A 23,326-nucleotide genomic window follows, 5' to 3' on the forward strand; every position below is an offset into this window, starting at 1 on the left:
GGGCCGAAGGCCTCGCGGGCGGCGGCGGCGGCCGCGTGCACCTGTGCGCGCGAGGCCTCCGGCGCCCACCCGACGACGTCCTCCGTCGCCGGGTCGACCACCTCGTAGTGCCCTCCGTCGGGCTCCGTCCAGGAGCCTCCGACGAACAGCCGTTGCCTGTCCGGCACTTGAGGTGCACGGCTCACTTCGTACTCACCGTCCGCGTGTCCCGCCCGCTCCGCAGCACCTTCCCGGGTACGGCCCCGGTCACCACGTCGTCGCGGATCGCCTCGACGCCGTTGACCCAGACGGCCCGTATGCCGATCGCCCTGGAGTCGAGGCGCGGGCTGTCACCCGGCAGGTCGTGCACCAGGGTGGCCTTGCCGGCGTCGACGCGCTCCGGGTCGAAGAGGACGAGGTCCGCATGCCACCCCTCCCGCACCTGCCCCCGTTCCCGCAGGCCGAAGAGGCGCGCCGGGTCGTCGGTCAGCATCTTCACCGCCTGTTCGAGCCCGACCAGCTTCCGGCCGCGCAGACAGTCCCCGATGAACCGGGTGGTGTACGGGGCGCCGCACATGCGGTCCAGATGGGCGCCCGCGTCCGAGCCGCCGAGCAGCACGTCCTCGTGGCGCCAGGTCTCGGCGCGCAGGGTCCAGGAGTCGGGGTCGTTGTCGGTGGGCATGGGCCACAGGACCGTACGGAGGTCGTCGGCGGCGCAGATCTCCACCAGGCACTCGAACGGTTCCTGCCCCCGCTCCGCCGCGATGTCCTTGACGACCCGCCCGGTGAGGCCCTCGTTCGCCTCGCTGTACGTGTCGCCGATGACGTACCGGCTGAAGTTGGCGAGCCGCCGGAAGACGCCCGCCTCCTTGCTGTCCGCGCGCCGCAGCATCTCCGCCCGTACCTGCGGATCGCGCAGTCGCGCGATCCGCTCGGGCACCGGCAGGCTCAGGACCGGACCCCACCCGGGGATCAGGTTCAGCGCGCAGAACGTGCCCAGCGACATGTTCATCGGCGTGAGGATCGGCATCGTCAGGGCCACCACCCGGCCGCCGGCCTTCCGCGCCCGCTCGCTCGCCTCCAACTGCCTCGGCACGCGCTCGGGGACGGCCGCGTCGATGGTGAGGACGTTCCAGTTGAGGGGGCGGCCGGCCACCGCGCTCATCTCCACGAAGAGGTCGATCTCGTCGTCGCTGAACTGGTCCAGGCACCCCGCGACGATCGCCTCGATCTGCGTGCCCTCGTGCTCGCCGACCGCCCGTGACAGCGCGATCAGTTCGGCGGGCTTCGCGTGCCGCGACGCGACGGGCCGGCCGTCGCCGTCGCTGTGCGTCGACGACTGCGTGGTCGACAGCCCCCACGCACCCGCCTCCATCGCCTCGTGGAACAGCCGGAGCATCGCGTCCATCTGCTCCTCGCTCGGCTGCCCGCCGACCGCGTCCGGTCCCATCACGTACCGCCGCAGCGCGCAGTGCCCCACCATGAAGCCCGCGTTGACGGCGATCCGCCCTTCGAGGGCGTCCAGGTACTCGCCGAACCCGTTCCAGCTCCAGGGCGCCCCCTCCTCCAGCGCGACCAGCGACATCCCCTCGACCTTGGACATCATCCGCCGCGTGTAGTCCGCGTCCTCGGGACGTGAGGGGTTCAGGGGGGCCAGGGTGAACCCGCAGTTCCCACCCGCGACGGTCGTCACCCCGTGGTTGAGGGAGGGCGTCGCGTACGGGTCCCAGAACAGCTGGGCGTCGTAGTGGGTGTGGGGGTCGACGAACCCGGGGGCGAGTACGAGGCCGGCCGCGTCCTCGGACGTACGGGCCTCTTCGGTGACCGTCCCGATGACGGCGATACGGCCGTCGCGTACGCCGACATCGGCTGTGTACGCGGGCGCGCCTGTCCCATCGACGACGGTCACACCCTTGATGACATGGTCGAGCATGCCTCTCCCTTCCGGACGCCTGGTGACGATGAGGTGCCGCCGTGCCTGTGCTTTCAGGGGAGCGGGGCTGTGTCAATGTGCGGCTGCGCCGCGTGGGCGCGACCGGCCCCCACCGCCCCGCGGACTCAAACGGCGCTCCCCGCGGAGCGGAACCGCGAGGTCCGGTGCACGGGATCCGTGTCGATCTTCGGAATGACGTGCTCCCCGACCAGCCTGATCGTCTGCAGGGTCGCCTCCTTGGGCACACCCACCGGCAGCCCGAAGCTCAACTGGTCCGCCCCGGCCTGCTCCCACCGCTTGCACTGCCGGAACACCTCGTCCGGGTCGCCGCAGATCAACAGCTCTTCCTCGATGAGCAGTTCGATGAGCTCCTCGTTGTACTCGGGCAGCGTCTCCGGCCACACGGGGAAGCCGTCGGGCCGGGGGAACGTGTCGTGGTACCGGAAGACGAGCGAGGGCAGATAGTGCAGCCCGCCGTTCACGGCGATCCGCACCGCCTCGTCGTGCGTGGGCGCGCAGATCGCGGTCGTCGTCACCATCACGTTGTCGTTGACGAAGTCACCGATCGGCTCGGCGTCGACGATCGCCGTCTTGTACTTCTCCAGCACCCACTCCATGTCGGAGACCTTCTGCACGCTGAAGCCCAGCACACCGAGCCCCTTGCGCGCGGCCATGGAGTACGACGGCGGCGACCCGGCGGCGTACCACATCGCGGGGTGCGACTTCCCGTACGGCTTGGGCAGGATCTTGCGCGGCGGCAGTGACCAGTGCTTGCCCTGGAAGCCGACGTACTCGTCCTGGAGCCACATCTTGGGGAACTCGGCGATGGTCTCTTCCCAGATCTCCTTGGTGTAGTTCATGTCGGTCACACCGGGGATGAAGCCGAGGATCTCGTGCGAGCCGGCCCCACGTCCGCTGCCGAACTCGAAGCGGCCCTCGGTGAGATGGTCGAGCATCGTGACCTTCTCGGCGACCTTCACCGGGTGGTTGACCTGGGCGAGCGGGTTGAAGATCCCGGAGCCCAGATGGATCCGGTCCGTCGCGTGCGCGAGGTACCCGAGGAAGACGTCGTTGGCGGAGAGGTGCGAGTACTCCTCCAGGAAGTGGTGCTCGGACGCCCAGGCGTACTTGAAGCCGGACTTGTCCGCCTGGATGACGTACTCGGTCTCCTCCATCAGCGCCTTGTGCTCCGCGAGCGGGTCCGTCTTGGCCCGCTTGCCCACGTATCCCTGTACAAAGAGCCCGAATTCCAAGGAGGTTCACCATCCCCAGCGATACCCGACAGCCGTATCTGACTGTGCGTCAGATCTCGATACGGCCGACTGTTCCACCGGCCCCGTGGAGCGTCAATAGCTGACGTGCCGTCAGATAGGTCCACCCGTCAGAGACTCACCCCGGCCAGCCAGCCCCCGTCGATCACGAACGGCTGCCCGGTGATGTAGGAGGAGTCCTCGCAGGAGAGGAAGAGCGCGAGGCGGGCGACCTCCTCGGGGCGGCCGATCCGGCCGAGCGGTATCCGCTTGCGGTAGAGCTTGGTGACGGCCTCGGCGGTCGCCTCGTCGCCCGGGTCGGTCATCGCGGTGTCGACGGAGCCGGGGCAGACCGCGTTGACCCGGATGCCCTTGCGGGCCAGCTCCAGCGCGGCGACCCGGGTGAGGCCGACGATCGCGTGCTTGGTCGCGGCATACGCGCCGACGTACGCCATGCCCGTCAGCCCTGTGTACGAGGCGGTGTTGACGATCGTGCCGCCACCGGCCGTCTCGATCTCGGGGGCCAGGGTCTTGATGCCGAGGAAGACACCGACCTGGTTGACCCGCACGACCTGCATGAACTCGTCGAGGGGGGTGTCGACGAGGGAGTTGAAGCGCAGCACGCCGGCGTTGTTGACGAGGCCGTCGACGCGACCGTACGCACCCTTGGCGGCAGCCACGGCGGCCGCCCAGTCGTCCTCGCGGCTCACGTCCAGATGGACGTAGTGTGCGCCGATCTCCTTGGCGAGGGCCTCCCCCTGGTCGTCGAGGACGTCGGCGACGACGACCTCCGCCCCCTCGGCCCGGAACAGCCGGGCCTCCTGCTCGCCCTGGCCGCGCGCGGCACCTGTGACGAGGACTACACGTCCGTCGAGCTTGCCCATGTGGACTCCCTTCGCGGTGCGTTGACCGAGGTCAGCGTACCTCTGTAGCTGACGAAGCGTCAGATGTGCGGGGCATGCTTGCGATTGCGATCGCAAGTGACCAATGGGTAGGGACATTTGACCCTGTCGACAACACGTACAGGACCTCAATAATCCGTCATCGGAAGGTAAAGACACACCCAAGGAGAGAGCCGACCATGGCGAAGAGGCGCTTCAAGAACAAGAAGGTCCGGTACCTGGCGATCGGGGCCTCACTCCTGACCGGTACGGCAGTCGTCACCGTGGTTCTGCCGTCGGCCAACGCCGCCGACGAGAAGACGCCCGACCAGATCATGAGGATGTGCGAAAGGACTGCCAAGCTCAACGGAAAACAGCAGTCGACGAGGGATTTCGGAGGCGGGCTCGGGGACGGTTTCGAGTCCGACACCTGTGATTTCGTCGAGACGAAGTTCGAGACCTTCGACGGCCCCACGGAGAAGGTCACCGTCGACTTCCCGAACTGCGAGCCGAACGCCACCGAGCCGTCGAAGGTGACCACCGAGTTCTCGAAGGCGGTGGGCCAGGGCCAGGGCAAGTACACCGCGACCCAGCAGGGCGCCCTCGGTGGTCTCTTCGGAGCCCTGAGCGGCGGCTGGGTCAAGCACAAGGGCACGCTGGACATGACCGTCAAGACGGCCACCGCCAGCGAGTCGGAACAGCGGGAAGTACCCGTCGGCAAGGTCATGCATGTGACGTTCACGCCGAAGATGCAGCGCATGACCGGCGAATGGCGGGTGCACCTCGACGCCGATCCTGGAAGCTTCGCCGTGAACCCCTCCCCCGAGAAGAACTTCGTGGCGCCCGAGGTCGTCGAGGGCCCGGTCATCCTGGAGAGCGCCGCGGGCACGCCCGGACTCGCGGACGGCACCAGCAAGGTCGTCCTGGAGGACTGCTGACCCGAGGCCGGCAGCCGACGGCCCCGGGGCGCCCGCCCCACCACACAGACTTCTCCCCCCACGGGATCCCCCCACTCCTCACGGGACAACCCCTCCCACCCTTGCTCATCCCCCTCATGACCCTCGCAGGAGACACACATGACACGCACCGGGCGCAGCGGCAACCACCGCAGCAAGAAGAAGCGCATCACCCTCGCGCTGGCGCCGGTCGCCGCCCTCGGACTGGCCGTTCCGCTGATGTACAGCGCGGGTGCCGCCACCCCCGACGAGGTGGCCACCGACTGCCGTACGGACTCGGACAAGCTGGAGAACTGCGAGTTCGTCGACGTCCAGTCCAAGGCCAACAGCCTCGGCCCCAACGAACGGGTCACCTCGGTGACCGACAACTGCGGCGTCAGCACCACGGCGACGAAGACCTTCAGCGGCACGGCGTCCGTGACACGCGTCATTCAGCTGGAGGACGGCTTCAACACGGACGGCAGTACGAAGCTGGCGAGCTCCATCTTCGAGATCGGCGTCAAGTTCGCCACGCAGGAATTCAATATCAAGCGCGACGACACCACGTCGTCGTTCTCCTTCTCCAGGAGTGACACGGTGAAGGCGGACCACATCGCCTTCTTCATGTGGTCCCACAAGCGCACCGACGTGAGCGGTTTCCTCAAGGCCAGCTACAAGGAGGCCCAGGACGGCCAGAAGGTGTTCTTCTCCCCCAGCGAGGGGGCTACGAGCGTCCACGTCTTCTATCCGCAGCTCCTGCCCAGCGGAACACCGGACGGCCGGCTCTGGCTGCGCAACGTCCAGTGCGGCACGCCCCAGGCCAACGGAATCATCAACAGCGAGAACAGCGCCCGCGCCGAACCCGGATTCGACGAGGGCGGCGCGAACGTGACCGACATCGAGGTTCCGCTCTCCGAAGTCACCATTCAATAGCCGCCGGAGAAGCCCGAGTAATCCCCCGTGCCATGCGCGGGGGATTATTTCGTGCGGTTTCCCGAACGGGCTCGACGCGTTCCTGAACGCACCCCATCGGGTGTTCTCAAATGCGAACCCCGGGGGTAGCTCCCAGCCATCGCAGCACCGCCTCCGTACTTCCCCGGGCATCGAGCTTGGCGTAGACGTTGCTGAGGTTGTTGCGGACGGTCTTCTCGCTCAGCCGGAGGCGCAGCCCGATCTCCTGGGCGCCGAGGCCCGTGGAGAGGAGTTCCATGATCTGGCGTTCGCGGGGCGAGAGCAGTGCGCGCAGCCGCTCCATCGCCTCCCCGTGGTCCGGCAGATGCTGGGCCGCGTCGCGGATGGCGGCGCAGGCGACGGGCGAGAAATAGGTGTGGCCGACCGTGGCGGCCATGACCGCGGAGGAGAGCATGCAGGTGCAGTAGTCGCCGTCGACCAGATAGCCGGCCCCGCCCCGGAACACCTCCACGACCGCCTCGGGGTCCCGGCGGGGGCTGACGACGATCACCGGGGCGCTCATGGAGCCCATGGCCTTCAGCAGCACCGTGAAGGACACCGACGGGTCCTCGCAGCGCAGGACCACGACGTCCACTTCGGTCTCACGGAGTTCACGGTAGGGCGGCGGGACGTGCAGCGCGCTGTTCACGTACCGGTCGTCGGGGGCCGGCCAGTCGTCGTGCGGCCACTCCCCCTCGCCGCAGGCGAGCGCGACGGACAGGCCCTGGGACGACGGTTCCGACAGTCGGGGCGGGTGGGCCGGGACACGGGAGGGGTGTGCGGGAACAGCTGAAACGGGGGTGCCTGCGTGCTGGGACGTGCTGACGTGCCGGGGGGATCGCACCTCACGTGTCCTTCCGCCGAAGCCATGACTCCCCTTACATACGTGACTCGGGCGTAAGTTGTTCGAAGTTTCAAGAACGAAGCGCCAAGCTGTCAGACAGGTTCTGCCACCTCGCCCACTCCGACGGCAGGACGGAGAAGCCGCTGACACGGTGCCCCGTCCCCCTGCCCGGGCGGCTCCTAGCAGACGAAGTTCCGGTGGTCGGTGCTCGTGCTCAGCCGGCAGCTGCTGCCCAGGCGGTCGCCGGTCCTGTTACGGAAGGTGAGATTCCAGGTCGTGCCGTCCCAGCGGAGGTCCCCGTAGCCGAAGATCGCCAGACCTCCGGGAGACTGCAGCTTGGTCACCGACTGGTTCACCTTCTGCGACGGCGTGCCGATGGACTGCAGCTCGACATTGCTGTCGATCGGGCCGTTGTCCAGGGGGCCACCGGAGTTGCCCAGGGTCAGCTGGGGTGGGCGGGTGCTGTCGAAGTCGAGCTTCTGGGCGAGGTGGAAGTGTCCCGAGAGCACCATGCGCACCTTGCTCTGCAGGTGACGCAGCTGGGTGTTGGCGACGGCGCCGTCGAGAACCCGCGTCGCCCAGGTGACCGCCCCCGGCGTCTGTCCGGCCGCCTTCACCATCCACAGCGGCTTGTGCGTGACCACGAAGACGTCGCCGGGAGCCTGCGCCGCGGCCTGGTTCACGGCGTTGAACTGCGTGGTGTAGGTGCCCTGGTTCGCTGTGCTTCCGTCGTCCCGCCGGTCGGCGAGCGAGGAGTCCACGGAGGCGAGGGTCAGCGTGCCGGCGTGGATCACCGCAGGCCGGCTGAACAGGCTGCAGGAACCGTTGGAGCGCAGTTCGTCGGCGAGATAGCGGAACCACGCGCCGCCCGCGCCGCCCTGCTGGTTCATGTTGCAGTCCTCGTGGTTGCCCCGCGCCAGCACGACGGGAGCCGTGGCCAGCAGCCGTTCGGCGGGCCTGAAGAAGTCGGCGACCACACAGGCCCAGCTGGCCGCGTCGGCGGTGCCCGTGCAGCCCGCCGGATTGTCGTTCCCCCTGCCGGGGTCCTCCCGGTAGAGGTAGTCACCGACGTGGACGACGAGATTCGGCCTCGTCCGGTCGACGACGCTGCCCGCGATCTGCCTGAACGGCCAGCGGTTCGCACAGTCCTGCGCCGGCTCGCTCGTGTCCGCGGGGAGCTCGCAGCCGGTGTCGCCGATCACGCCGATCCTGGCGGGACGGGTGGTCGAGGTCCAGTTCGGCAGAGGCAGCTGACCCGTCATCGGGTGCAGCCTGGCCGCTTGTACCGTCGCGGGCACCAGCGTCGCGTCGGAGGCCGTGAGGCGCACCTCGGCCTCGCAGACGGTGGTCGGGAACTGGAGCCCCCCGGGCTCGCTCCTCCGGCTGAGCGGGTCCGTGTGCTGGCTTCCCCCGTACGTGTAGCGCACGCTGGGGCACGTTTGGCTGGAGTCCGTGGACACGTATCGGATCTGGGTGCCGCCGCTGGTCAGCTGCGTCCAGGCCCAGGCCTCGCCGTCCGGCGACGCCGAACCGGGTGGTGGAGCGGTCGGCCCCGGCGGCGGTGAGTCCCCGTACCCGTCCTCGTACCCGTACCCGTACCCGGGCACGGGCTCCGGGGAAGCCGCGCCGGCCGGGATCGTCGCGGCCAGCACACCCGCCACCGCGAGGGCGACTATTCGATGTCTCATGCGCACATACCTCCGTCCACGTGCCCCGGACACAGGCGTACGTCATCGCCTGACGGGCACACCTGGAATCGTTGGCACCGCTTCGGGACCGCGCACGACGACACCGGCAAACGGCCTACACGGCCGCACGGGGGTCCGGCTGCGCACGGGGTGACCGTGCCCCGTTGCCCGACGGCCGTCCCCACAGTGCCGGCTGTCCCGACCCGCGTCGCACCAAGGTCGGCTGCCTCTGCGCGGACGGGGCGGTAGGGTCCGGGGGTGCGTTGATCTGCCGGGCGGTGGCCGAGTGCCGCCGCAGAGGGTGCGGGTGGCCCCGCCGAGTCGTCGGGCCGCCCGGTTGGCATACCCGTCGCCATCACACCGGAGATCACGCATGACTGCGCAGCAGCCCCTCGCTTACGACGCATTCGTCCACGTAGCCGCCGCCGACCCGGCCGTCGTCGGCCTGGTCCTCAAGGGCTCCCGGGCCCACGAGGGCATGACCACCGAGTACTCGGACCATGACCTGTACGTCGTCCTCGCCGAGGGTGCGACGACGGCTCTCACCTGGTTCACGGGGCACCGCACCCCGGAACTCGACCTCGTCGTCCTCTCCCTCGACGAGTTCCGCGCCGCCGGGATGCCCGGCTTCGAGCGGTACGCCCTCTCCCGCGCCCGGGTCGTGCTCGACCGGCTCGACGGAGGCATCGCCCGCATCCTGGGCGCCAAGGCTCGGCTCGACGCAGAGGATGCCTTCCGGGAAGCGGGAGGATGGCTCGACGCCTACGCCAACTCCCTCTACCGCTCGGTCAAGAACGACCGCGACGGCCATCCGATCGCGGCCCGGCTCGACGCCGCCGACAGCGTCCGGTTCCTGCTGGAGACGCTCTTCGCCCTGGACCGCCGTCCGCGCCCGTACAACAAGTACCTGGAGTGGGAGCTGGCCCGGTTCCCGCTGCCCGGCTGGGACACCGGCAAGCTCCTCGACGCCGTGGACCGCGTCTCGGGTACGGGCGACGTGTCCGCACAGCGTCGTCTCTTCGCCCAGGTCGAGTCCGTGGCCCGGCGGGCGGGTCATGGCCCGGTGCTGGACGCGTGGGGTGAGGACCTGCACCTGATGCGGCCGTGAGCGCGTCCGCGGCCGCGACCGCAGTAACTGAGCGGGGGCGAGGCGACGGTGGCGCGACAGACGGGAGGAGCCGGGATGAAACGGGATTCGACGCTTCGACGATTCGACGACGGAGGCGATACGACCGGTCAGCGCGCCGCGGGCTCCCACCACACCAGATTGGCGGCCGCCTGAGCCACCGGCTCGATGATCTCCCAGGCCTCGGCGATCAACCCGTCGTCGACCCGCCAGATGTCGACGACCGCGATCTCCGGCCCGGCATCGGGGAGTTGTCGCCGCGAGTGCATCACGACGTGATCGCCGTCGGCCAGCAGGTGGTGGACCTCGACCCGCATACCGGCGAGCGGGGAGAGTGCTGCCTGTACGGCGGCGAGCCATTCCTCCTTGGTCGAGGAGGTCGAGTCCGGCCGGTGATGGACGAAGTCCTCGCTCAGCAACGGTTCGAGCGCGTCGACGCTGCCCGTCTCGATCAGCTCCGCCAGCGCCCGTCGAGCGATGCTCTTGTTGTCTGTGGTCATGGACGCAGTGTTTCCGCAGTCGCCACGGTTGTCGATGAAGTCGGATTTCATGGCGCACGGCCCCACGATGAGTACTGTCGAGGACCGTGCATACCGTCGGGGAACTCTTACGGCAGTGGCGGCATCGCCGACGACTCAGCCAACTCGATCTCTCGCTCGCGGCCGACGTCTCGGCCCGTCACGTCAGCCTGGTCGAGACGGGCAAGTCCCACCCGAGCGCCGCCATGGTCCTCCGGCTCGCGGACCAGCTCGATGTGCCACTGCGTGATCGCAACCGGCTGCTGCTCGCGGCCGGCTTCGCACCCCGGTACGCCGAGCGGCCCCTCGACGACGACGCGCTCACGGCGGCCCGGAGCGCGGTCGAGAGGGTGCTCCGCGCGCATGAGCCGTACCCGGCGCTGGCCTTCGACCGCCGGTGGAACATCGTGATGACCAACCGCGCGGTCGAGCCGTTCTTCGCGGACGTCGATCCCGACCTGCTACGGCCGCCGGTCAACCTGATACGGCTGGGACTGGACCCGCGCGGGTTCGCTCCTCTGGTCGTCAACCTGGCCGACGTGCGCGCGGTGTTCCGCTCCCGGATCACCCGTCAGCTCGCCCTCGCCCCCGACGCCGAGCTCACCGCGCTCTACGAGGAACTGCTGGAGCCAGACCCCGAGAACGGGTCCGGCCGATCGGTCGAATCCGATGTCGTGATCCCGATGATCCTTCGCTTCGACGGACGAGAACTGCGGCTGTTCTCTACCATCACCACGTTCGGTACCCCGATGGACATCACACTGGACGAGGTCGCGATCGAGTCGTACTACCCGGCGGACACGGAGAGCGCCGCCTACTTCGAGGGTTCGGGCAGCTCCCAACCCCGTCCTTCGGGGGAGCCGAGCCAGACGCGCTGACGGTTCGTGGCGACGGTCATGCCGAACCCGGTCTGCGGCGGCACTCCCGCATCCCGCCACGCACCGACCGACTCTTCGACGGCGTCCCACAACCGCTCAGGACCGCCCTGGCGCACCAGGACCCCTCCCTCACCGTCCGGTACGAGCGTGGCGAACGCCCCCGTGGCCAGGTCGACCACGTGGTCCAGCATCGGGCCGCCATCCACGCTCATCCCGATGTACTGGGCACCCGGTACCGCGAGCTGGGCGACGAACCGAGCGGTCCAGTCGGCCAGTACCTCGGGGCCCACCTGGGCGGGGCGCTCGTACGCTTCCTGGGTCAGCAGATCCCCGACGCCGGACAAGGAGGGCGCGGCGTGCGGGCGGGCGATCATGAACGACACCGTGCCGGGCAGGAACCGCCCTTCGGCCGTGCCGCCCTCGCCGACGGTCAGCTTCAGCAGGCCCGACCCGTACAACCACCCGGAGACAGTCGTGACGATCGTGCCGCCGGGCCGCACCTGTTCGAGCCAGCCCCCGGGAACGGTACGCACCGAACACGTGGCGATCAGCCCGTCGTACGGGGCGCCTTCGGCGTGGCCGAGGAGGCCGTCGCCGTTGACGAGGGCCGGCCCGTAGCCGGCCGCCGTGATCGCGGCACCGGCACGTACGGCGGCTGCCGGGTCGACCTCGACCGAGGTCACCTGCTCGCTGCCGAGACGTTCGCACAGGAGGGCGGTCGAATAGCCGGTACCGGTGCCGATCTCCAACACCCGGTCCCCGTCCTGCGGATCGAGGTCCTGAAGCATCCGCACGACCAGGCTCGGCAGGGTGGACGAGGACGTCGGATCACCGTGGACGGGCCCCTCCACGTCCGCCGGATACACATGACCGTCGAGCTGGGTCACCAGCGTGTCGTCGGCGTACACCTCCTTCAGCCAGGCGTTCATGTCGTCGCGGCCCGGAAGGACCGGCGTCCAGAGCGTGCCTCGCGGGCCGTGGGACCGCCGGAAGTAGGCGCGCACGAAGTCGTGCCGGGGCACGACCTCGACAGCGGAACGCCATGCGGCCGACCGCAGATGCCCGTCCCGTTCAAGCCGGTCGGCCAGGACATGGCGCAGTTCGGCGGCAAGGCGCTCGTCCGCGGACGGGGTATCGGTCATGCCTGATGTCCCTTCTCCAGCAGGTCGGCCAGGGCGCAGGCGATGGCCCCGGTCGTGTCACGGCCTACGAACGCCCACTGACCGTTCGGATTGCACTCCAGGAAGCGCCACCTCCCGCTCGCTTCCAGGGCGAAGTCGAACGCACCGTAGGCCAGGCCGAATCCCGTCAGATATGCACGGATGCCCTGGCGGACCGAGACAGGGACGTCGGCCGCCTCCATCGGCGTGCAGCTGATCAGGTCGTAGTCGAACCGCCAGTCGAGGTGATCGCCGTCAGTGGTGATCCGCGTGGCGAACAGCCGTTCGCCCACAGCCGCCACCCTCACGTCAGCGGTCTTGGCGACAGCCTGCTGGAACAGGTGCGGGCAGGCGGCGACGCCGTCGCCGATGTCGTCGGCCTCGACCGGGCGGACCCAGACCGTGCGCAACACCCCGCCCTCGCGGTACGTGGTCGACCTGAGCGGCTTGTAGACCACCGGCCCGTGTTCCTTGGCGAAGGAACGGGCGGCTGCGGGTTCGTTGGTGATCAGTGTCGGCGGCACGTCCAGCCCGGCTCGCACGGCTTCCGTGATCTGACGGGGCTTGAACTCCGCCCCCGAGTTCCGGTGCGGGTGGTTGACGTACAGGCATCCCGGCAGGGCCGCGAGAAGACCGCCCAGACCGTGTCGGATCTGGGCCACGGCGAAGTCCCCCTCCTGCTCCTCCAGGCCATCCGCCGGGACGTTCGGGGTCGGGCGCCGGTAGTACACGGCGCGGGCGTCCTCCAGGCCGAGGGTGCGAGTCGGGGTGGTGAGCGGGCCGTGCCACGACCAGCCACTGCCCGCCCGGCCCGCGAACGTCACCTCGCCCGGCGAACCGGGGTCGAGCCGTACGACCGGGACGCCCCGGCTGTGCAACTCGGTGATGACGTGGTCCGCCGTCACGTCGTCCAGGGCGGTCAGTACGACGACCGGGCGTGGAGAGGCCATCAGTCCTGGTCCGCGTCCTGGTCGTGACCCTCGTCGGTGTTGGACGGACCGGAGCCGTCCCCCTGGCTGGTCTGGGTCCTGGTCTCCGTTCCGGAGCCGGTGCCGTGCTTGCCCATCTCGACGGGGCGTCCGTGTGTGTCATGAAAGACGGCCGTCTGCGACACCGGGTCCAGGGCCACGGCGGTGGCGACGGTGTGCAGCGCCGGGTACGGCTCCATGCGGGACAGGCCCCACGGGCGCAGTGAGCGGACGGTCGGGCCCGTCCGTGCTCCATCAGCGTGGAGTTCGAGTGTCGTCAGGTTCTCGTGGTGGTCGCACAACGCGTTCACCGAGCGGGCGAGACGCTGGGCGTGCGCGATGCCTGCGGGGAGCGTCGGGCCGGCTTCGAGGCCGAGCCGCATACGGGCCTCGCCGACGCAGGCGAGCGCGCAGGCGCGGGGCGCGTCCCCTTCGGGCAGTGGTCCGGCCGCGGCCTCCACCTCTGGGACGGCGACCATGATGTGCCCGCGCAGTTGGAGGGTGAGCGTCTCCAACTCGTCAGGGGTCGGCGGCTCGGCGTCCTCGGCGAGCAGGCGGCGTGCGGTGTCTCGCATCGTCTCGATGTCGAGCGGGACTCGGTTCCGCGCCCCCGTGGCCGAAGAACGGACTGTTGGTGTTGCTGCCATACGGCGCTCCTCAGCAGCGTTGGTCGTGCCCCGGGAGCTGTCGTCCTGCCGGGGCTTCGTCGTCCCTGCCGACGCTAGAAGCTGGATGTACACCTCCTCCAGCGATGTTCAGGAATGTTCACAGATATCATTTGTACCTGGTCAATAGCGCTATGCCCTCTTGATATGGCACTTCATTACCTCGATAGTCGTGTACATCAGTGCACACCTAGAGTGCCGGAGGCGGCGATGACACTACGGTTCATCGGCATCGACCCAAACACAGGAACGGGTGAGAGCCCCACGGTCTGGGTCGACGAGAGCAGCAACGACCTGGTCATTCAGGGATGGAGGCCGACACCCGAACTCGAAGCCGAATGCGCCGCGTTCGAGTTGCCGGGCCACGCGGCAGGCATTCCCGATCACGAGGCAGTTGTCCGTATCCCGGCCCGTATGGTGCCCATCCTGAGGAAGGCCTGCGATGCCGCCGAACGTACCGAGCTTCGATGAACTGCTGGACGGCGCCCAGCGCTCCGCCGTCCACCTGGAGATGCGCGACGCCTACGGAGTCGCCGGTGAAGCCGACGACTTCGCCCGTTGGGAGAACACCGGAGAACGGGACACCGACCCCGGATCTCCGTACTGGGCGCCATGGGTGACGTTGATCCGGAGAACTGTCGCCCGCGGCGTGGTGGTGCGCCGGGCCCGCATCGTGTCCGAGCCGGTCAGCGACTACATCCGGTACGAACATGCGGGGACCGCCGTCAATATGGAGGCAGGTGAACGCGTACGGTGGCTGGCGCGTCGGCGCGCCTCCGATATCGCGCTGCCCGGCAACGACTTCTGGCTGATCGACGACCGGCTCATCCGGTGGAACCACTTCACCGGCGCCGGCGCCTCCGGCGGTGGGGAGATCAGCGAGGAACCGGCCGCGGTGAAGTTGTGCGTGGACGCCTTCGAAGCGGTGTGGGCACGCGCGACGCCGCACGAGGACTACGAGATCAGTTAGTACGGAAGGTGCACGGTCAGCTCATGTCCAACTCCCCGTCCTCCTCGGCCCAGGCCGCGCGCGAGCGGGTCGCGCGGCGCCTGCGCGAACTGCGGGCCGACGCGAACATCTCGGGGACTGAGCTGGCCGTGCGCTGCGGCTGGACGCATCCGAAGACATCCCGCATCGAGAACGCACGCACCCCACCCACCCCGGACGACATCCGGCGCTGGTGCCAGGCCTGCGGCGCCGAGGACCAGGCAGCGGACATCATCGACCAGTCGCGCACCGCCGAGTCGTTGTACGTCGAATGGCGACGCAAGGTGCGTACGGGCCTGGCGCGGCTCCAGGACAGCTACGTGGAGCTCTACCGTTCCACAGAACTCTTCCGGATCTACTCCCCCACTCTGGTGCCCGGCCTGCTCCAGACCGAGGGCTACGCACGCGCCCTGCTGTCCGCCAACGCCCGTCTGCTCGATGTCCCCGACGACGCCGAAGAGGCCGCCGCAGCCCGCCTCGCACGCTCGCAGATCATCCACCGACCGGGACACCGATTCGTCATGCTGGCCGAAGAGAGCGTCCTCTCCTACCACCTGGGCGACTCGGACGCCATGGCCGCGCAGCTCGGCCACCTGCTCACCGCCGGCGCCCTCCCAGCGGTGTCGCTGGGCATCATTCCCAGGGCGACGCGGGAACGCGTGCTGTGGCCACAGGAGTTGTTCCACATCTACGACGACACACTCGTGTCCGTTGAACTGCTGTCAGCCCGAGTCAGAGTCACCCAGCCCGACGAGATCGCCCTCTACCTCAAAGCCTTCGAGCAGCTGCGAGGCATGGCCGTGTACGGGCCGGAGGCTCGCGCCTTGATCCTGAAAGCCATCGAGGCGCTGGACTGACACAGGTCCAGCGGGACTGTAGTCACTTCTCCTGGTCGGCGACGAACGAGCCCTGCCCCAACACGGTACGGAGCCTGCCCTCCGAGCGGAGAGAGGCCACGGCCTTCTGCACCGTCGACGCGGCTACGTCGAACTCCGTGGCCAGGTCCACCACGGCGGGGAATCGACTGCCGGGGGCATACGTGCCGACTTCGATACGACGGCGCAGCTCGTCCGCGATCTGGGGCCACACAGGCTTGCCACGGTCAAGATCCATGCTTCGAACGTATGCGTCTTCGCGTAATCGGGCGACCACGAATGCGCGAATACGCGTATGCTCGAAACAGGCAAGACCCCGGCGGCCTGGCACGGCCCCGGGGCGTGGCCACCAGCTAAAGAGGAGCTGATGACAATGAGCATTATCCATGCGCTCTTGCGGTGCATGCTGGGCATGTTCGCGCCCGGTACCGGCAGACGGCGCGCCGGTACCCGCGCCACCCTCACCCCGCAACCTCTACCAGAGGTTCCCGTTCCCGACGCACTTCGACCCCCAACACCCCGTTCCCCGTACGGCCTTGACCAGGGCCCCTTCGACGGCGCCGCCTCCCCGCTCGTCCGCCCCTACCTCGTCGCAGTAGAGCGGGAGCAGGCGCGGCAGTCCCGGCGGCGGCTCGCCCTGGTTCTCGCCGCCGACTTCGGTATCGACCTCGACCGTCATGTCGTCGGTGCCGAGCACGTGGTGGCGTGTTGAGGCCGTCGGAGACGGACGCGGCGCTGTCGGCCGAGTGCGCGCTCGCGGGGCGGCCCGGCTACGAGGACCTGCACCGGCGATGTCGTCAGACGGCCGACGTACCGCTGCCGGGAACCATGGGCCTGCTGCTGATGTCCGCCTGCCCGTGCTCCTGCCACGCGCCCGGCACGGACGGGACCCGGTGAAAGCTGGGCGGTACCCCGGCAACGGGGCCTCCCGACTGACCATCCGCACCTACCGGATCAGCCCTGACGGCGAGACCGACGGCCAGCCACAGCAGCGCACGGTCACCAGTGAGCACGACACCGAGCGCCTGCCGAAGTCGCACGAGTGGCCGCCGTGCCGATGTCCTCGCTGCCGGACCAGGCGGGAAACAGAACTCCGGTAGCCGACCCCGCGCCCTCAGCCGCCTGCCCTTCCACAGCCTCCGGGGCAGGGCGGGCGGCTTCTACAGCAACGGTCCCACCTCGGCCCCGAACTGCGCCATCTGGTCAGTGAGTTCACCCCGGCCACGGCTCCGGAACCGCACCTGGATCTGGTCCACCCCCATCGCCCCGTACGCCCGCAGCGACTCCGCGAGGGCTTCCGGGCGGCCGGTGAGGGTGCGGCGGCCGACGTCCCAGTCCGGCTCACCCACGTACAGCGGCTCGGTGATCGCGCCGATGGTGAGGGGGGTGGTGACGCCGGCCTCCTCCCGTAGGCGTCGGAGGCGGGTGATCTGGGCCGGGAGCCGGTCGCGCGGGTCGCCCTGGGGAAGCCAGCCGTCGCCTCGGACGGCGGCCCGGCGGACGGCGGCGGGGGACGAGCCGCCCACCCACACCGGGATACGGTCCTGAGCCGGGCGGGGACGTTGGCCCAGGTCCTCGAAGTCGTACACCTTGCCGTGGTGGGAGGGGAATTCGTCCGGGCCGAGGGCAGCCCGCAGCGCGTCCACGCACTCGTCCAGGACGGCTCCCCGACGGTCGAAGTCGACGCCGAGCACCTCGAACTCCTCCCGTACGTGGCCGGCGCCCACGCCGAGGATCAGCCGCCCGCCGGAGAGGTGGTCGAGGGTGGCGTACTGCTTGGCGCTGAGGAGCGGGTGGCGCAGGCCGACGACCGCGACATGGCTGAGCAGCCGCACCCGTTCGGTGACGCCCGCCAGGTAGGCGAGCGTGGCGACCGGGTCGTACCAGACCGTGCTCATCGCGGGCGCGAGGCGGCGCGGGATGGCCACGTGGTCGCAGGTGGCGACGTACGCGAACCCGGCCCGGTCGGCGGCCCGCGCGATCTCGGCCAGATCCTCCGGCCCGGCGTCCGCCTCCCAGGGCTCGGCGTAGAGGGTGCTCTGCGACTGGACGGGGAGCTGCATCCCGTAGTCCAGCCCACCACCCGGCCCACCCGGGCTGCCCAGTCCGCTCTCCTGCGGCGCTCCCGGTGTTCGCGGTGTTCGCGGTGTTCGCACGGTCACTCCCCCACTTACGGACGACGACTGGGCCGCGCCCATCGTCGTAGCTGACGATCCGTCAGACAAGGGGTGCGGCACCGGTGTTGTCCGTGGCGGGCGGGTGCGTGCGTCACTCGGCCCTGATGTTGTCCACGTGCACGACGCCCTTGGTCGCCGCGTCGCTTCCGCTTCCATGGACGAGGTACAGGTTGAACGCCGTCACCTTGGAGAGACGGGCCGCATCGAGCACGGCTCCGGCGTTCGCGGTGTCCCAGGGAGCGGGCGCGAACTCGCCGAAGGGTGCCCTGAACTCCTGCCCGTTCGTGTCGGACAGCGGAACCTGGTACCAGAAGTCGACTCCGCCGGCGACGATCTGGAACGCCCCGCCGTTCGCGGAGCCGTCGCCCCGCAGCCACAGCGCGAGCGAACTGAAGGCGTTCCAGTCCGCGTTGACCGGCTTGCCCATGCCGGTGTACTCGGCGCCGGAGAAGTCGTACGCGTAGGCCAGTCCGTAGGAGCCCGAGGACTTGTGGTCGGCCGACAGGGTGAGGGTGTGGGAGTTGACGTGGGTGTACGCCTCGCTCAGGGCGGTGTCGTCCCCGGCGTAACCCTCGAAGTCGTCGACCCAGCCGGCGGGCAGGGGGGCGGCCTCGCCGAGGAGGACCACGGCCGAGTCGGTGAGCGTCCTGCCGTCCACCCGCGCACTCACGGTGAGGGTCGCCGTGCCCTTGGCCCTTGAGGACGGGCCGGACAACCAGTCGGCCGAACCGATCGACCAGTCGCCCGAGTAGAAGCCGTCGGCGTCGAGGCGCAGCGGTCTGGCGCGTCCGCCGTTCACGGAGTAGGTGACCCGGCTCGCCCTCGCGGGCGTGACACGCACCCGGACGGTGGTCCTGCGGCCCGTCACGCGCTGTCGGTCCGTGGGGGTCGCGAGGTGCATGAGCGGGGCGTTCCTGACAGCGGTGGTGCGCGCGGAGTACACCCCCCGGAGATCGGCGGCGAACAGGGTGTAGGGGTCCTGGTGGTACTTGGCGAAGTCCGGCAGCAGGGCGTGGCCCGGGTACGGGACGTACGCGCGCTTGGTGCCACCGAAGTTGGCCCAGGTGAGCATGTACGTCACCTGACGGGCCAGCGGGTCCCCTTCGATGGCCTGCGCGAGGTTCGTGAACCACTGCTCGTCGCGGACCTCGATACCGCCGCCCTCTCCGAACTCGGTGAGGGCCGGAGCCTTGCCCCGCTCGTTCGCCAGCCGGACCACCATCGCCAGGTCCTTCACCAGACCGTCCAGCCAGGGGGTCGGTCCGGCGTTCTCGTCGTAGGAGTCGTAGCCGAGGATGTCGACGAAACGGTCGCCCGGGTAGGTCTTCAGGTAGCCGGTCGGGTCGCCTCCGAAGCTGGAGTTGGGCGAGTAGGCGTAGAGCAGATTGTGGACGCCCCTGGTGTCGCGCAGGTACTCGACGGTGTAGCGGTACAACTCGATGTACTCGCGCGAGGTCGTGTGGCCGGCGCCCCACCAGAACCAGCCCGCGTTGTTCTCGTGGAAGGGACGGAAGATGACCGGGATCGCGGTGCCGTCCGGCCGCCGCGCGCCCTTGACCGCCTTCGCGATGCGGTCGAGGAAGGCCTTGAAGTCCGCGTGCTTCGCGCCTCCGGGAAGGATCCGGCCGACCACTCGGCCCTTTGTGTCGTAGAAGTTCCCGCCGGTGACGAAGTTCGGCATGTGGGCGCTGAGGGTGTTGATCCCACCCCGTGCGTCCCCCTGCCGGATGCACCGGCTGAGCGCGGCGATGTTCTCGGCTTCGGTTCCGTTCTGGACGCCGGGGCGTTCGTCGCCGTCGAGGATGAGGGTGTCCCAGCCGAAGACCGCGGGGTGGTCGCCCACCGCCGCTCTGGTGTCGGACTTCTTGCCGTCGGGGGTGGTGAAGGTGAATCCGTAGGTGAGGTCGTGCTGGTGGCCGAACAGGATGCCTCTGCCCTGCTGCCGTTTCAGGTACGCGAACAGCGCGCGGGTGGCGGGGGTCGCCTTGTCGTCGACGATCCGGACCGGTGTCGGCGTGCCGGCGGGCGCCGAGGAGGTCGCCGCGGCGGCCATCGGCACTCGGGCGCCGGCTGCCATGGCGACCGCGGCGCCGATGAGGACGAACGTGCGACGCTTCATGGGCGGGTTGGACATATACGTCTCCTTCGACTGGCGGCGCTCGCCGTTGTCCTCTGCCGGGTCGGGGCGTCGCTCAGGCGGCGCTGGGGACGAGCCGCCTGCTCAGTCGTCCGCCGTACAGTCGTCGCGGTTCGGAGGGCAAGCCGCCTTCCTCATGGTTCGCGAGGGTGCCCCCGAGCTGTGAACCCGGCCTGGACCACTTCGTGGAACAGGGCCGAGGAGACCGCACGACACGTGTGTGATTCAAGTGACGTTATTTGACTAGAGATTCAAGAAAAGAGAAAGGGGTTACATCGAGTCTGTGCCTGCCTCGCGCAAGGCGCCGCATTCGATTAGTCATTGACGGGCACTCACCCCCGGTGATTCACCAATTCACCTGGCAAACAGGGGAAGTTGGGGCCGCCACGGTCACAGCCGGACAGTCCGGACAGGCCAGGCGGGCCGGACATGTCAGCCCGCGTTCTCCACGCCCGCAGCGCAGACCGGGCGGCCCTGGGTGGTACTGGCTTTCCCAGGGAACGGCAGGCTCTGGTTGGCCGTCCCGGCCGGGCGCAGAGTGGTCCGCATCCGCCCACCGCACGGGCCCGCCGGGCCGGTCCACCAGGACCGGTCCACCAGGACCGGCCCGCGCAGCAGACCCAGGAGCACCCCATGAGCTACCCCGCCCTCGCCGCCCGTACCGCTGTCGTCACTGGAGCGGCCAGCGGCATGGGCACGGCCACCGCCCGCCTGCTCGCAGCGGGTGGCGCCCGCGTCGCCCTGCTCGCCCGGCGCACCGATCGACTGGACGCGCTGGCCGCCGAGCTCACCGCCGCCGGAGGCCAGGCCCTCGCTGTCACCGCCGACGTCACCGACCAGGCATCCGTCGACGCCGCCACCAAGGCCGTCCACGATGCCTATGGCCGGGTCGACCTGGTGGTCAACAACGCCGGCGTGATGCTGCCCAACCCCCTCGCCGAGGGCCGGCTCGACGAGTGGACCCGCATGATCGACACCAACCTCACCGGCGCCCTGCGCGTCATCCGCGCGTTCACTGCCGACCTCACCGCGGCCGCCGCGGACGGCAGCACCGCCGACCTGGTCAACGTCTCCTCCATCGCCTCCCACGTCCTCTTCCCCGACTACGCCGTGTACGCGGCCACCAAGGCCGCCCTCACCCAGCTGTCCGCCGCACTGCGCACCGAGCTGGGCCCGCACGACGTCCGGGTCAGCACCATCGAGCCGGGCCTGACCGACACCGAACTCGGTGGGCACATCGACAACCCGGAACTGCGCGAGCAGCTCGGCGGGATGTTCACCGCGATCCCCGCCCTCACCGCCGAGGACATCGCCGACCTCGTCGCGTACATCGTCAGCCGCCGCCGGCACGTCAACCTGCGCCACTCGATCGTCCTGCCGACCCGCCAGGCCTGACATTTCCCGCCTCACCCGCCGGGGCCGCCGTGGGGGCATGCCCAGCGTGGCCGTCATGACCGAGCGACAGGACAGCGGCGCCGTCGACGGCGGCCTGACGACCGCCGTCTCTGCCTCCTCACCAGTGGGTGTGCTGCCTGGCCCCAGCAGGGCCAGGCAGCACACCGCCACGATCAGCCACAATCCTCGTATGAGCACCGCGACCAGCCTGAGCGACTTCCTCCGCACCCGCCGCGCCCGCCTGCACCCGCAGGATGTGGCCCTGCCGGACTTCGGCGGCACGCGCCGGGTCGCCGGGCTGCGCCGCGAGGAGATCGCCCAGCTCGCCGGGGTCAGCGTCGACTACTACACCCGGATGGAACAGGGCCGCGTGTCCAACCCCTCGGACACCGTGCTCGACGCCCTCGCCCGCGCACTGCGGCTCAACGACGACGAGAGCCGGCACCTGCACCAGTTGGCCCGGCCTCGGCACACCGCACGTCCGGCGCGCATGCACCAGGTCAGCCGGCAGCGCGTGCGGCCGATGCTCCAGAGGCTGCTGGACGAGCTGAAGGACGTGCCGGCCATGGTGATGGGCCGGCGCATGGACATCCTTGCCTGGAACCCGGCAGCGGTCGCCCTCTTCGGTGACTACGCCGCCGTGGACCCGGCCGAGCGCAACATCGCCCGGATCACCTTCCTCGACCCGGCGTCCCGAGAGCTGTACGCGGACTGGTCCTCCTGCGCCCGTGAGAACGTGGCCTACCTCCACCTGGAGGCTGGACGGAACCACGCCGACGACCCGCGACTGGCACACCTGATCGGGGAGCTGTCGTTGAAGAGCGAGGACTTCCGCCGCTGGTGGGCAGAACACCCGGTCCAGGACAAGACCTCGGGTATCAAGAGGTTCCACCACCCGTTGGTCGGCGATCTGGAACTGACCTACGAGACCCTGCGTGCTACCGACGACCCCGATCAGGCACTGATCACGTATGCAGCCCAGCCGGACACCCCGTCCCACGACGCCCTTCACATGCTGCTTGCGTGGACCGCCCCCACAGCCACCGGTGCTCATCGATCGACCGATTGATGAGCAAGATCGGCAGGTGGCGGCGCAGCAGTCGGATCGACGCCGGATCATGCCCATGGAACGGTGTCGGCGAGTCGATGTGCTCAAGAGCTGCGCAGCCGCAGCGGCTCTTACGACGGGCCGTGGGCCGCGTCACGGCCTGACCGTGGGCTCCCGCGGCCGCGTCCCACATCGAGATCATCCCGTGGCCCCTTCTGGGCCTGTCTCGGCGATGCCCCTCGCCGGGAGGGAGCGGGCAGCCTGTCGCAGGTGTTCGGCCAGTGCCTCGGCCGCCGTCGACGCGGGTGAGGTGCGGGCCTTGGCGCCCCAGGCCAGCAGGTGGTGGCGGCGGGCCCAGGGCTCCCGCAGTTCGCACACGTCCAGCGGCTCCCGGTCCGGGTCCAGAGCGCGACGGGGTACGACGGCGAGGCCCACTCCGGCGGAGGCGAGGGCGACGAGGGTGCCCAGGTCGGCGACGGTGGTGCGGTGGCGGGCGGCGGGGGCGTGCGGGCCGAGGTGCTGCTCGATCCAGCGGCGGAGCGAGGATTCGGCGTCGAGGCCGACGAGGGGGTGCTCGGCCACTTCGCTGTACGTCAGGGCGGTGCGCCCGGCGAGGATGCCGCCGGCCTGGCCGACCACGACGAGGGAGTCGTCGCCGAGGGGTTCCGTGTCGAGGCCCCGGTCGCGGGCCTCGTCGTCGACGACGACCCCGAGGTCCGCCTCGCCCGCCGCGAGCAGCCGCAGGGTGCGCGGGGTGCGGCTCTCGGAGACGGTGACGTCGATGTCCGGGTGGGCCCGCAGGAACGAGACCAGGGCGCGCGGCACCAGCCGGTGCAGGGCGGAGCCGCCGCCCAGCAGGGTCAGGGGCGCGGTCCGGGGGCGGGCGTAGCTGGCGACGGCGCTTTCGAGGCGGGCCGTGCGGTCGAGGAC

General features: G+C 69.6%; 25 protein-coding genes. 11 read left to right on the top strand and 14 right to left on the bottom strand.

The features are described 5' to 3' along the window. The 4 genes from AWZ10_RS49495 to AWZ10_RS43740 form a co-directional block, all read right to left on the bottom strand. Positions 1–185: aldehyde dehydrogenase family protein (locus AWZ10_RS49495; protein ID WP_159058584.1), on the bottom strand; the 185-nt coding region annotated here is incomplete at its 3' end. Beyond that, the gene (locus AWZ10_RS43730; RefSeq protein ID WP_060893947.1) at positions 182–1,912 is read right to left on the bottom strand and encodes an N-acyl-D-amino-acid deacylase family protein; all 1,731 of its coding nucleotides are present in this window, start codon (positions 1,910–1,912) and stop codon (positions 182–184) included. The genes AWZ10_RS49495 and AWZ10_RS43730, both read right to left, overlap by 4 nt. A gap of 125 nt (positions 1,913–2,037) precedes the next feature. Next, complete coding sequence (locus tag AWZ10_RS43735) at positions 2,038–3,165, bottom strand: LLM class flavin-dependent oxidoreductase (protein ID WP_078935735.1); 1,128 nt, start codon at positions 3,163–3,165, stop codon at positions 2,038–2,040. Positions 3,166–3,293: 128 nt separating this feature from the next. Next, entirely contained in the window at positions 3,294–4,046 is a 753-nt protein-coding gene (locus AWZ10_RS43740) for an SDR family NAD(P)-dependent oxidoreductase (RefSeq protein ID WP_046709374.1), read from the bottom strand. Positions 4,047–4,243: 197 nt separating this feature from the next. On the opposite strand from AWZ10_RS43740, the gene AWZ10_RS43745 reads away from it, so the two are divergent. Continuing rightward, on the top strand, positions 4,244–4,981 hold the full coding sequence (locus tag AWZ10_RS43745; protein ID WP_208618665.1) for a hypothetical protein: 738 nt from the start codon (positions 4,244–4,246) through the stop codon (positions 4,979–4,981). A gap of 138 nt (positions 4,982–5,119) precedes the next feature. After that, complete coding sequence (locus AWZ10_RS43750; protein ID WP_060893948.1) at positions 5,120–5,911, top strand: hypothetical protein; 792 nt, start codon at positions 5,120–5,122, stop codon at positions 5,909–5,911. A gap of 106 nt (positions 5,912–6,017) precedes the next feature. Here the strand turns inward: AWZ10_RS43750 and AWZ10_RS43755 are convergent, their stop codons facing one another. Together AWZ10_RS43755 and AWZ10_RS43760 are read right to left on the bottom strand one after the other, a co-directional pair. Then, positions 6,018–6,674 (bottom strand): response regulator transcription factor, encoded by a 657-nt coding sequence (locus tag AWZ10_RS43755; protein WP_078935691.1) that lies wholly within the window; start codon positions 6,672–6,674, stop codon positions 6,018–6,020. A gap of 278 nt (positions 6,675–6,952) precedes the next feature. Continuing rightward, complete coding sequence (locus AWZ10_RS43760) at positions 6,953–8,461, bottom strand: metallophosphoesterase (protein WP_079076713.1); 1,509 nt, start codon at positions 8,459–8,461, stop codon at positions 6,953–6,955. A gap of 373 nt (positions 8,462–8,834) precedes the next feature. Here AWZ10_RS43760 and AWZ10_RS43765 point away from each other — a divergent pair, with 373 nt between their 5' ends. Further along, positions 8,835–9,569, top strand: coding sequence for a hypothetical protein (locus tag AWZ10_RS43765; protein WP_046705766.1), 735 nt, complete (start codon positions 8,835–8,837; stop codon positions 9,567–9,569). 128 nt (positions 9,570–9,697) lie between these two features. On the opposite strand, the gene AWZ10_RS43770 is transcribed toward AWZ10_RS43765, so the two are convergent. Further along, entirely contained in the window at positions 9,698–10,087 is a 390-nt protein-coding gene (locus AWZ10_RS43770) for a nuclear transport factor 2 family protein (protein WP_046705770.1), read from the bottom strand. A gap of 86 nt (positions 10,088–10,173) precedes the next feature. Between AWZ10_RS43770 and AWZ10_RS43775 the strand changes: the two genes are divergently transcribed. Then, positions 10,174–10,983: a helix-turn-helix domain-containing protein gene (locus tag AWZ10_RS43775; RefSeq protein ID WP_046705765.1), complete on the top strand. Its 810-nt coding sequence runs from the start codon at positions 10,174–10,176 to the stop codon at positions 10,981–10,983. Here the strand turns inward: AWZ10_RS43775 and tgmC are convergent. From tgmC to AWZ10_RS54810, 3 genes are read right to left on the bottom strand one after another with little or no spacing between them, the layout of a single operon-like run. Then, positions 10,920–12,125 (bottom strand): ATP-grasp peptide maturase system methyltransferase, encoded by a 1,206-nt coding sequence (gene tgmC / locus AWZ10_RS43780; RefSeq protein WP_060893949.1) that lies wholly within the window; start codon positions 12,123–12,125, stop codon positions 10,920–10,922. The genes AWZ10_RS43775 and tgmC overlap by 64 nt on opposite strands. Then, positions 12,122–13,093, bottom strand: coding sequence for an ATP-grasp ribosomal peptide maturase (tgmB, locus tag AWZ10_RS43785; protein ID WP_060893950.1), 972 nt, complete (start codon positions 13,091–13,093; stop codon positions 12,122–12,124). Before tgmB ends, tgmC begins: the two co-directional genes overlap by 4 nt. After that, on the bottom strand, positions 13,093–13,758 hold the full coding sequence (locus AWZ10_RS54810; protein ID WP_244172762.1) for a DUF6415 family natural product biosynthesis protein: 666 nt from the start codon (positions 13,756–13,758) through the stop codon (positions 13,093–13,095). The genes tgmB and AWZ10_RS54810 overlap by 1 nt, the downstream gene beginning before the upstream one ends. 228 nt (positions 13,759–13,986) lie before the next feature. Between AWZ10_RS54810 and AWZ10_RS49505 the strand changes: the two genes are divergently transcribed. Genes AWZ10_RS49505 through AWZ10_RS43805 form a run of 3 tightly spaced genes read left to right on the top strand, consistent with a single transcriptional unit; the run spans position 13,987 to position 15,621 of the window. Then, positions 13,987–14,247 carry a hypothetical protein gene (locus tag AWZ10_RS49505; protein ID WP_078935419.1) on the top strand — a complete coding sequence of 87 codons (261 nt, stop codon included), beginning with the start codon at positions 13,987–13,989 and terminating at the stop codon, positions 14,245–14,247. Beyond that, positions 14,219–14,746: a DUF6879 family protein gene (locus AWZ10_RS43800; protein WP_046705762.1), complete on the top strand. Its 528-nt coding sequence runs from the start codon at positions 14,219–14,221 to the stop codon at positions 14,744–14,746. Before AWZ10_RS49505 ends, AWZ10_RS43800 begins: the two co-directional genes overlap by 29 nt. 23 nt (positions 14,747–14,769) lie before the next feature. Continuing rightward, the gene (locus tag AWZ10_RS43805; protein WP_060893951.1) at positions 14,770–15,621 is read left to right on the top strand and encodes a helix-turn-helix domain-containing protein; all 852 of its coding nucleotides are present in this window, start codon (positions 14,770–14,772) and stop codon (positions 15,619–15,621) included. 22 nt (positions 15,622–15,643) lie between these two features. Here the strand turns inward: AWZ10_RS43805 and AWZ10_RS43810 are convergent, their stop codons facing one another. Next, entirely contained in the window at positions 15,644–15,877 is a 234-nt protein-coding gene (locus tag AWZ10_RS43810; RefSeq protein ID WP_060893952.1) for a GntR family transcriptional regulator, read from the bottom strand. Between the two features lie 135 nt (positions 15,878–16,012). Between AWZ10_RS43810 and AWZ10_RS49510 the strand changes: the two genes are divergently transcribed. Both AWZ10_RS49510 and AWZ10_RS43820 read left to right on the top strand, forming a co-directional pair. Further along, complete coding sequence (locus AWZ10_RS49510) at positions 16,013–16,351, top strand: hypothetical protein (protein WP_408991327.1); 339 nt, start codon at positions 16,013–16,015, stop codon at positions 16,349–16,351. Then, positions 16,345–16,536 (top strand): hypothetical protein, encoded by a 192-nt coding sequence (locus tag AWZ10_RS43820; protein ID WP_107417619.1) that lies wholly within the window; start codon positions 16,345–16,347, stop codon positions 16,534–16,536. Before AWZ10_RS49510 ends, AWZ10_RS43820 begins: the two co-directional genes overlap by 7 nt. A 263-nt stretch (positions 16,537–16,799) precedes the next feature. Here AWZ10_RS43820 and AWZ10_RS43825 read toward each other — a convergent pair whose 3' ends face one another. Together AWZ10_RS43825 and AWZ10_RS43830 are read right to left on the bottom strand one after the other, a co-directional pair. Beyond that, the gene (locus AWZ10_RS43825) at positions 16,800–17,702 is read right to left on the bottom strand and encodes an LLM class F420-dependent oxidoreductase (protein ID WP_060893954.1); all 903 of its coding nucleotides are present in this window, start codon (positions 17,700–17,702) and stop codon (positions 16,800–16,802) included. 205 nt (positions 17,703–17,907) lie between these two features. Continuing rightward, a complete protein-coding gene (locus AWZ10_RS43830) occupies positions 17,908–19,950 on the bottom strand; it encodes a glycosyl hydrolase (protein ID WP_046705757.1) in 2,043 nt (680 codons plus the stop codon). A gap of 636 nt (positions 19,951–20,586) precedes the next feature. On the opposite strand from AWZ10_RS43830, the gene AWZ10_RS43835 reads away from it, so the two are divergent. Together AWZ10_RS43835 and AWZ10_RS43840 are read left to right on the top strand one after the other, a co-directional pair. Then, a complete protein-coding gene (locus AWZ10_RS43835) occupies positions 20,587–21,348 on the top strand; it encodes an SDR family oxidoreductase (protein WP_046705756.1) in 762 nt (253 codons plus the stop codon). A 55-nt stretch (positions 21,349–21,403) separates the two neighbouring features. Continuing rightward, positions 21,404–22,417 (top strand): helix-turn-helix transcriptional regulator, encoded by a 1,014-nt coding sequence (locus AWZ10_RS43840; RefSeq protein WP_234360915.1) that lies wholly within the window; start codon positions 21,404–21,406, stop codon positions 22,415–22,417. A gap of 177 nt (positions 22,418–22,594) precedes the next feature. Here AWZ10_RS43840 and AWZ10_RS43845 read toward each other — a convergent pair. Then, on the bottom strand, positions 22,595–23,326 hold a 732-nt coding region (locus AWZ10_RS43845; RefSeq protein ID WP_060893955.1), incomplete at its 5' end, for a LysR family transcriptional regulator substrate-binding protein.

Source organism: Streptomyces europaeiscabiei, assembly GCF_001550375.1.
GTDB lineage: Bacteria > Actinomycetota > Actinomycetes > Streptomycetales > Streptomycetaceae > Streptomyces > Streptomyces europaeiscabiei.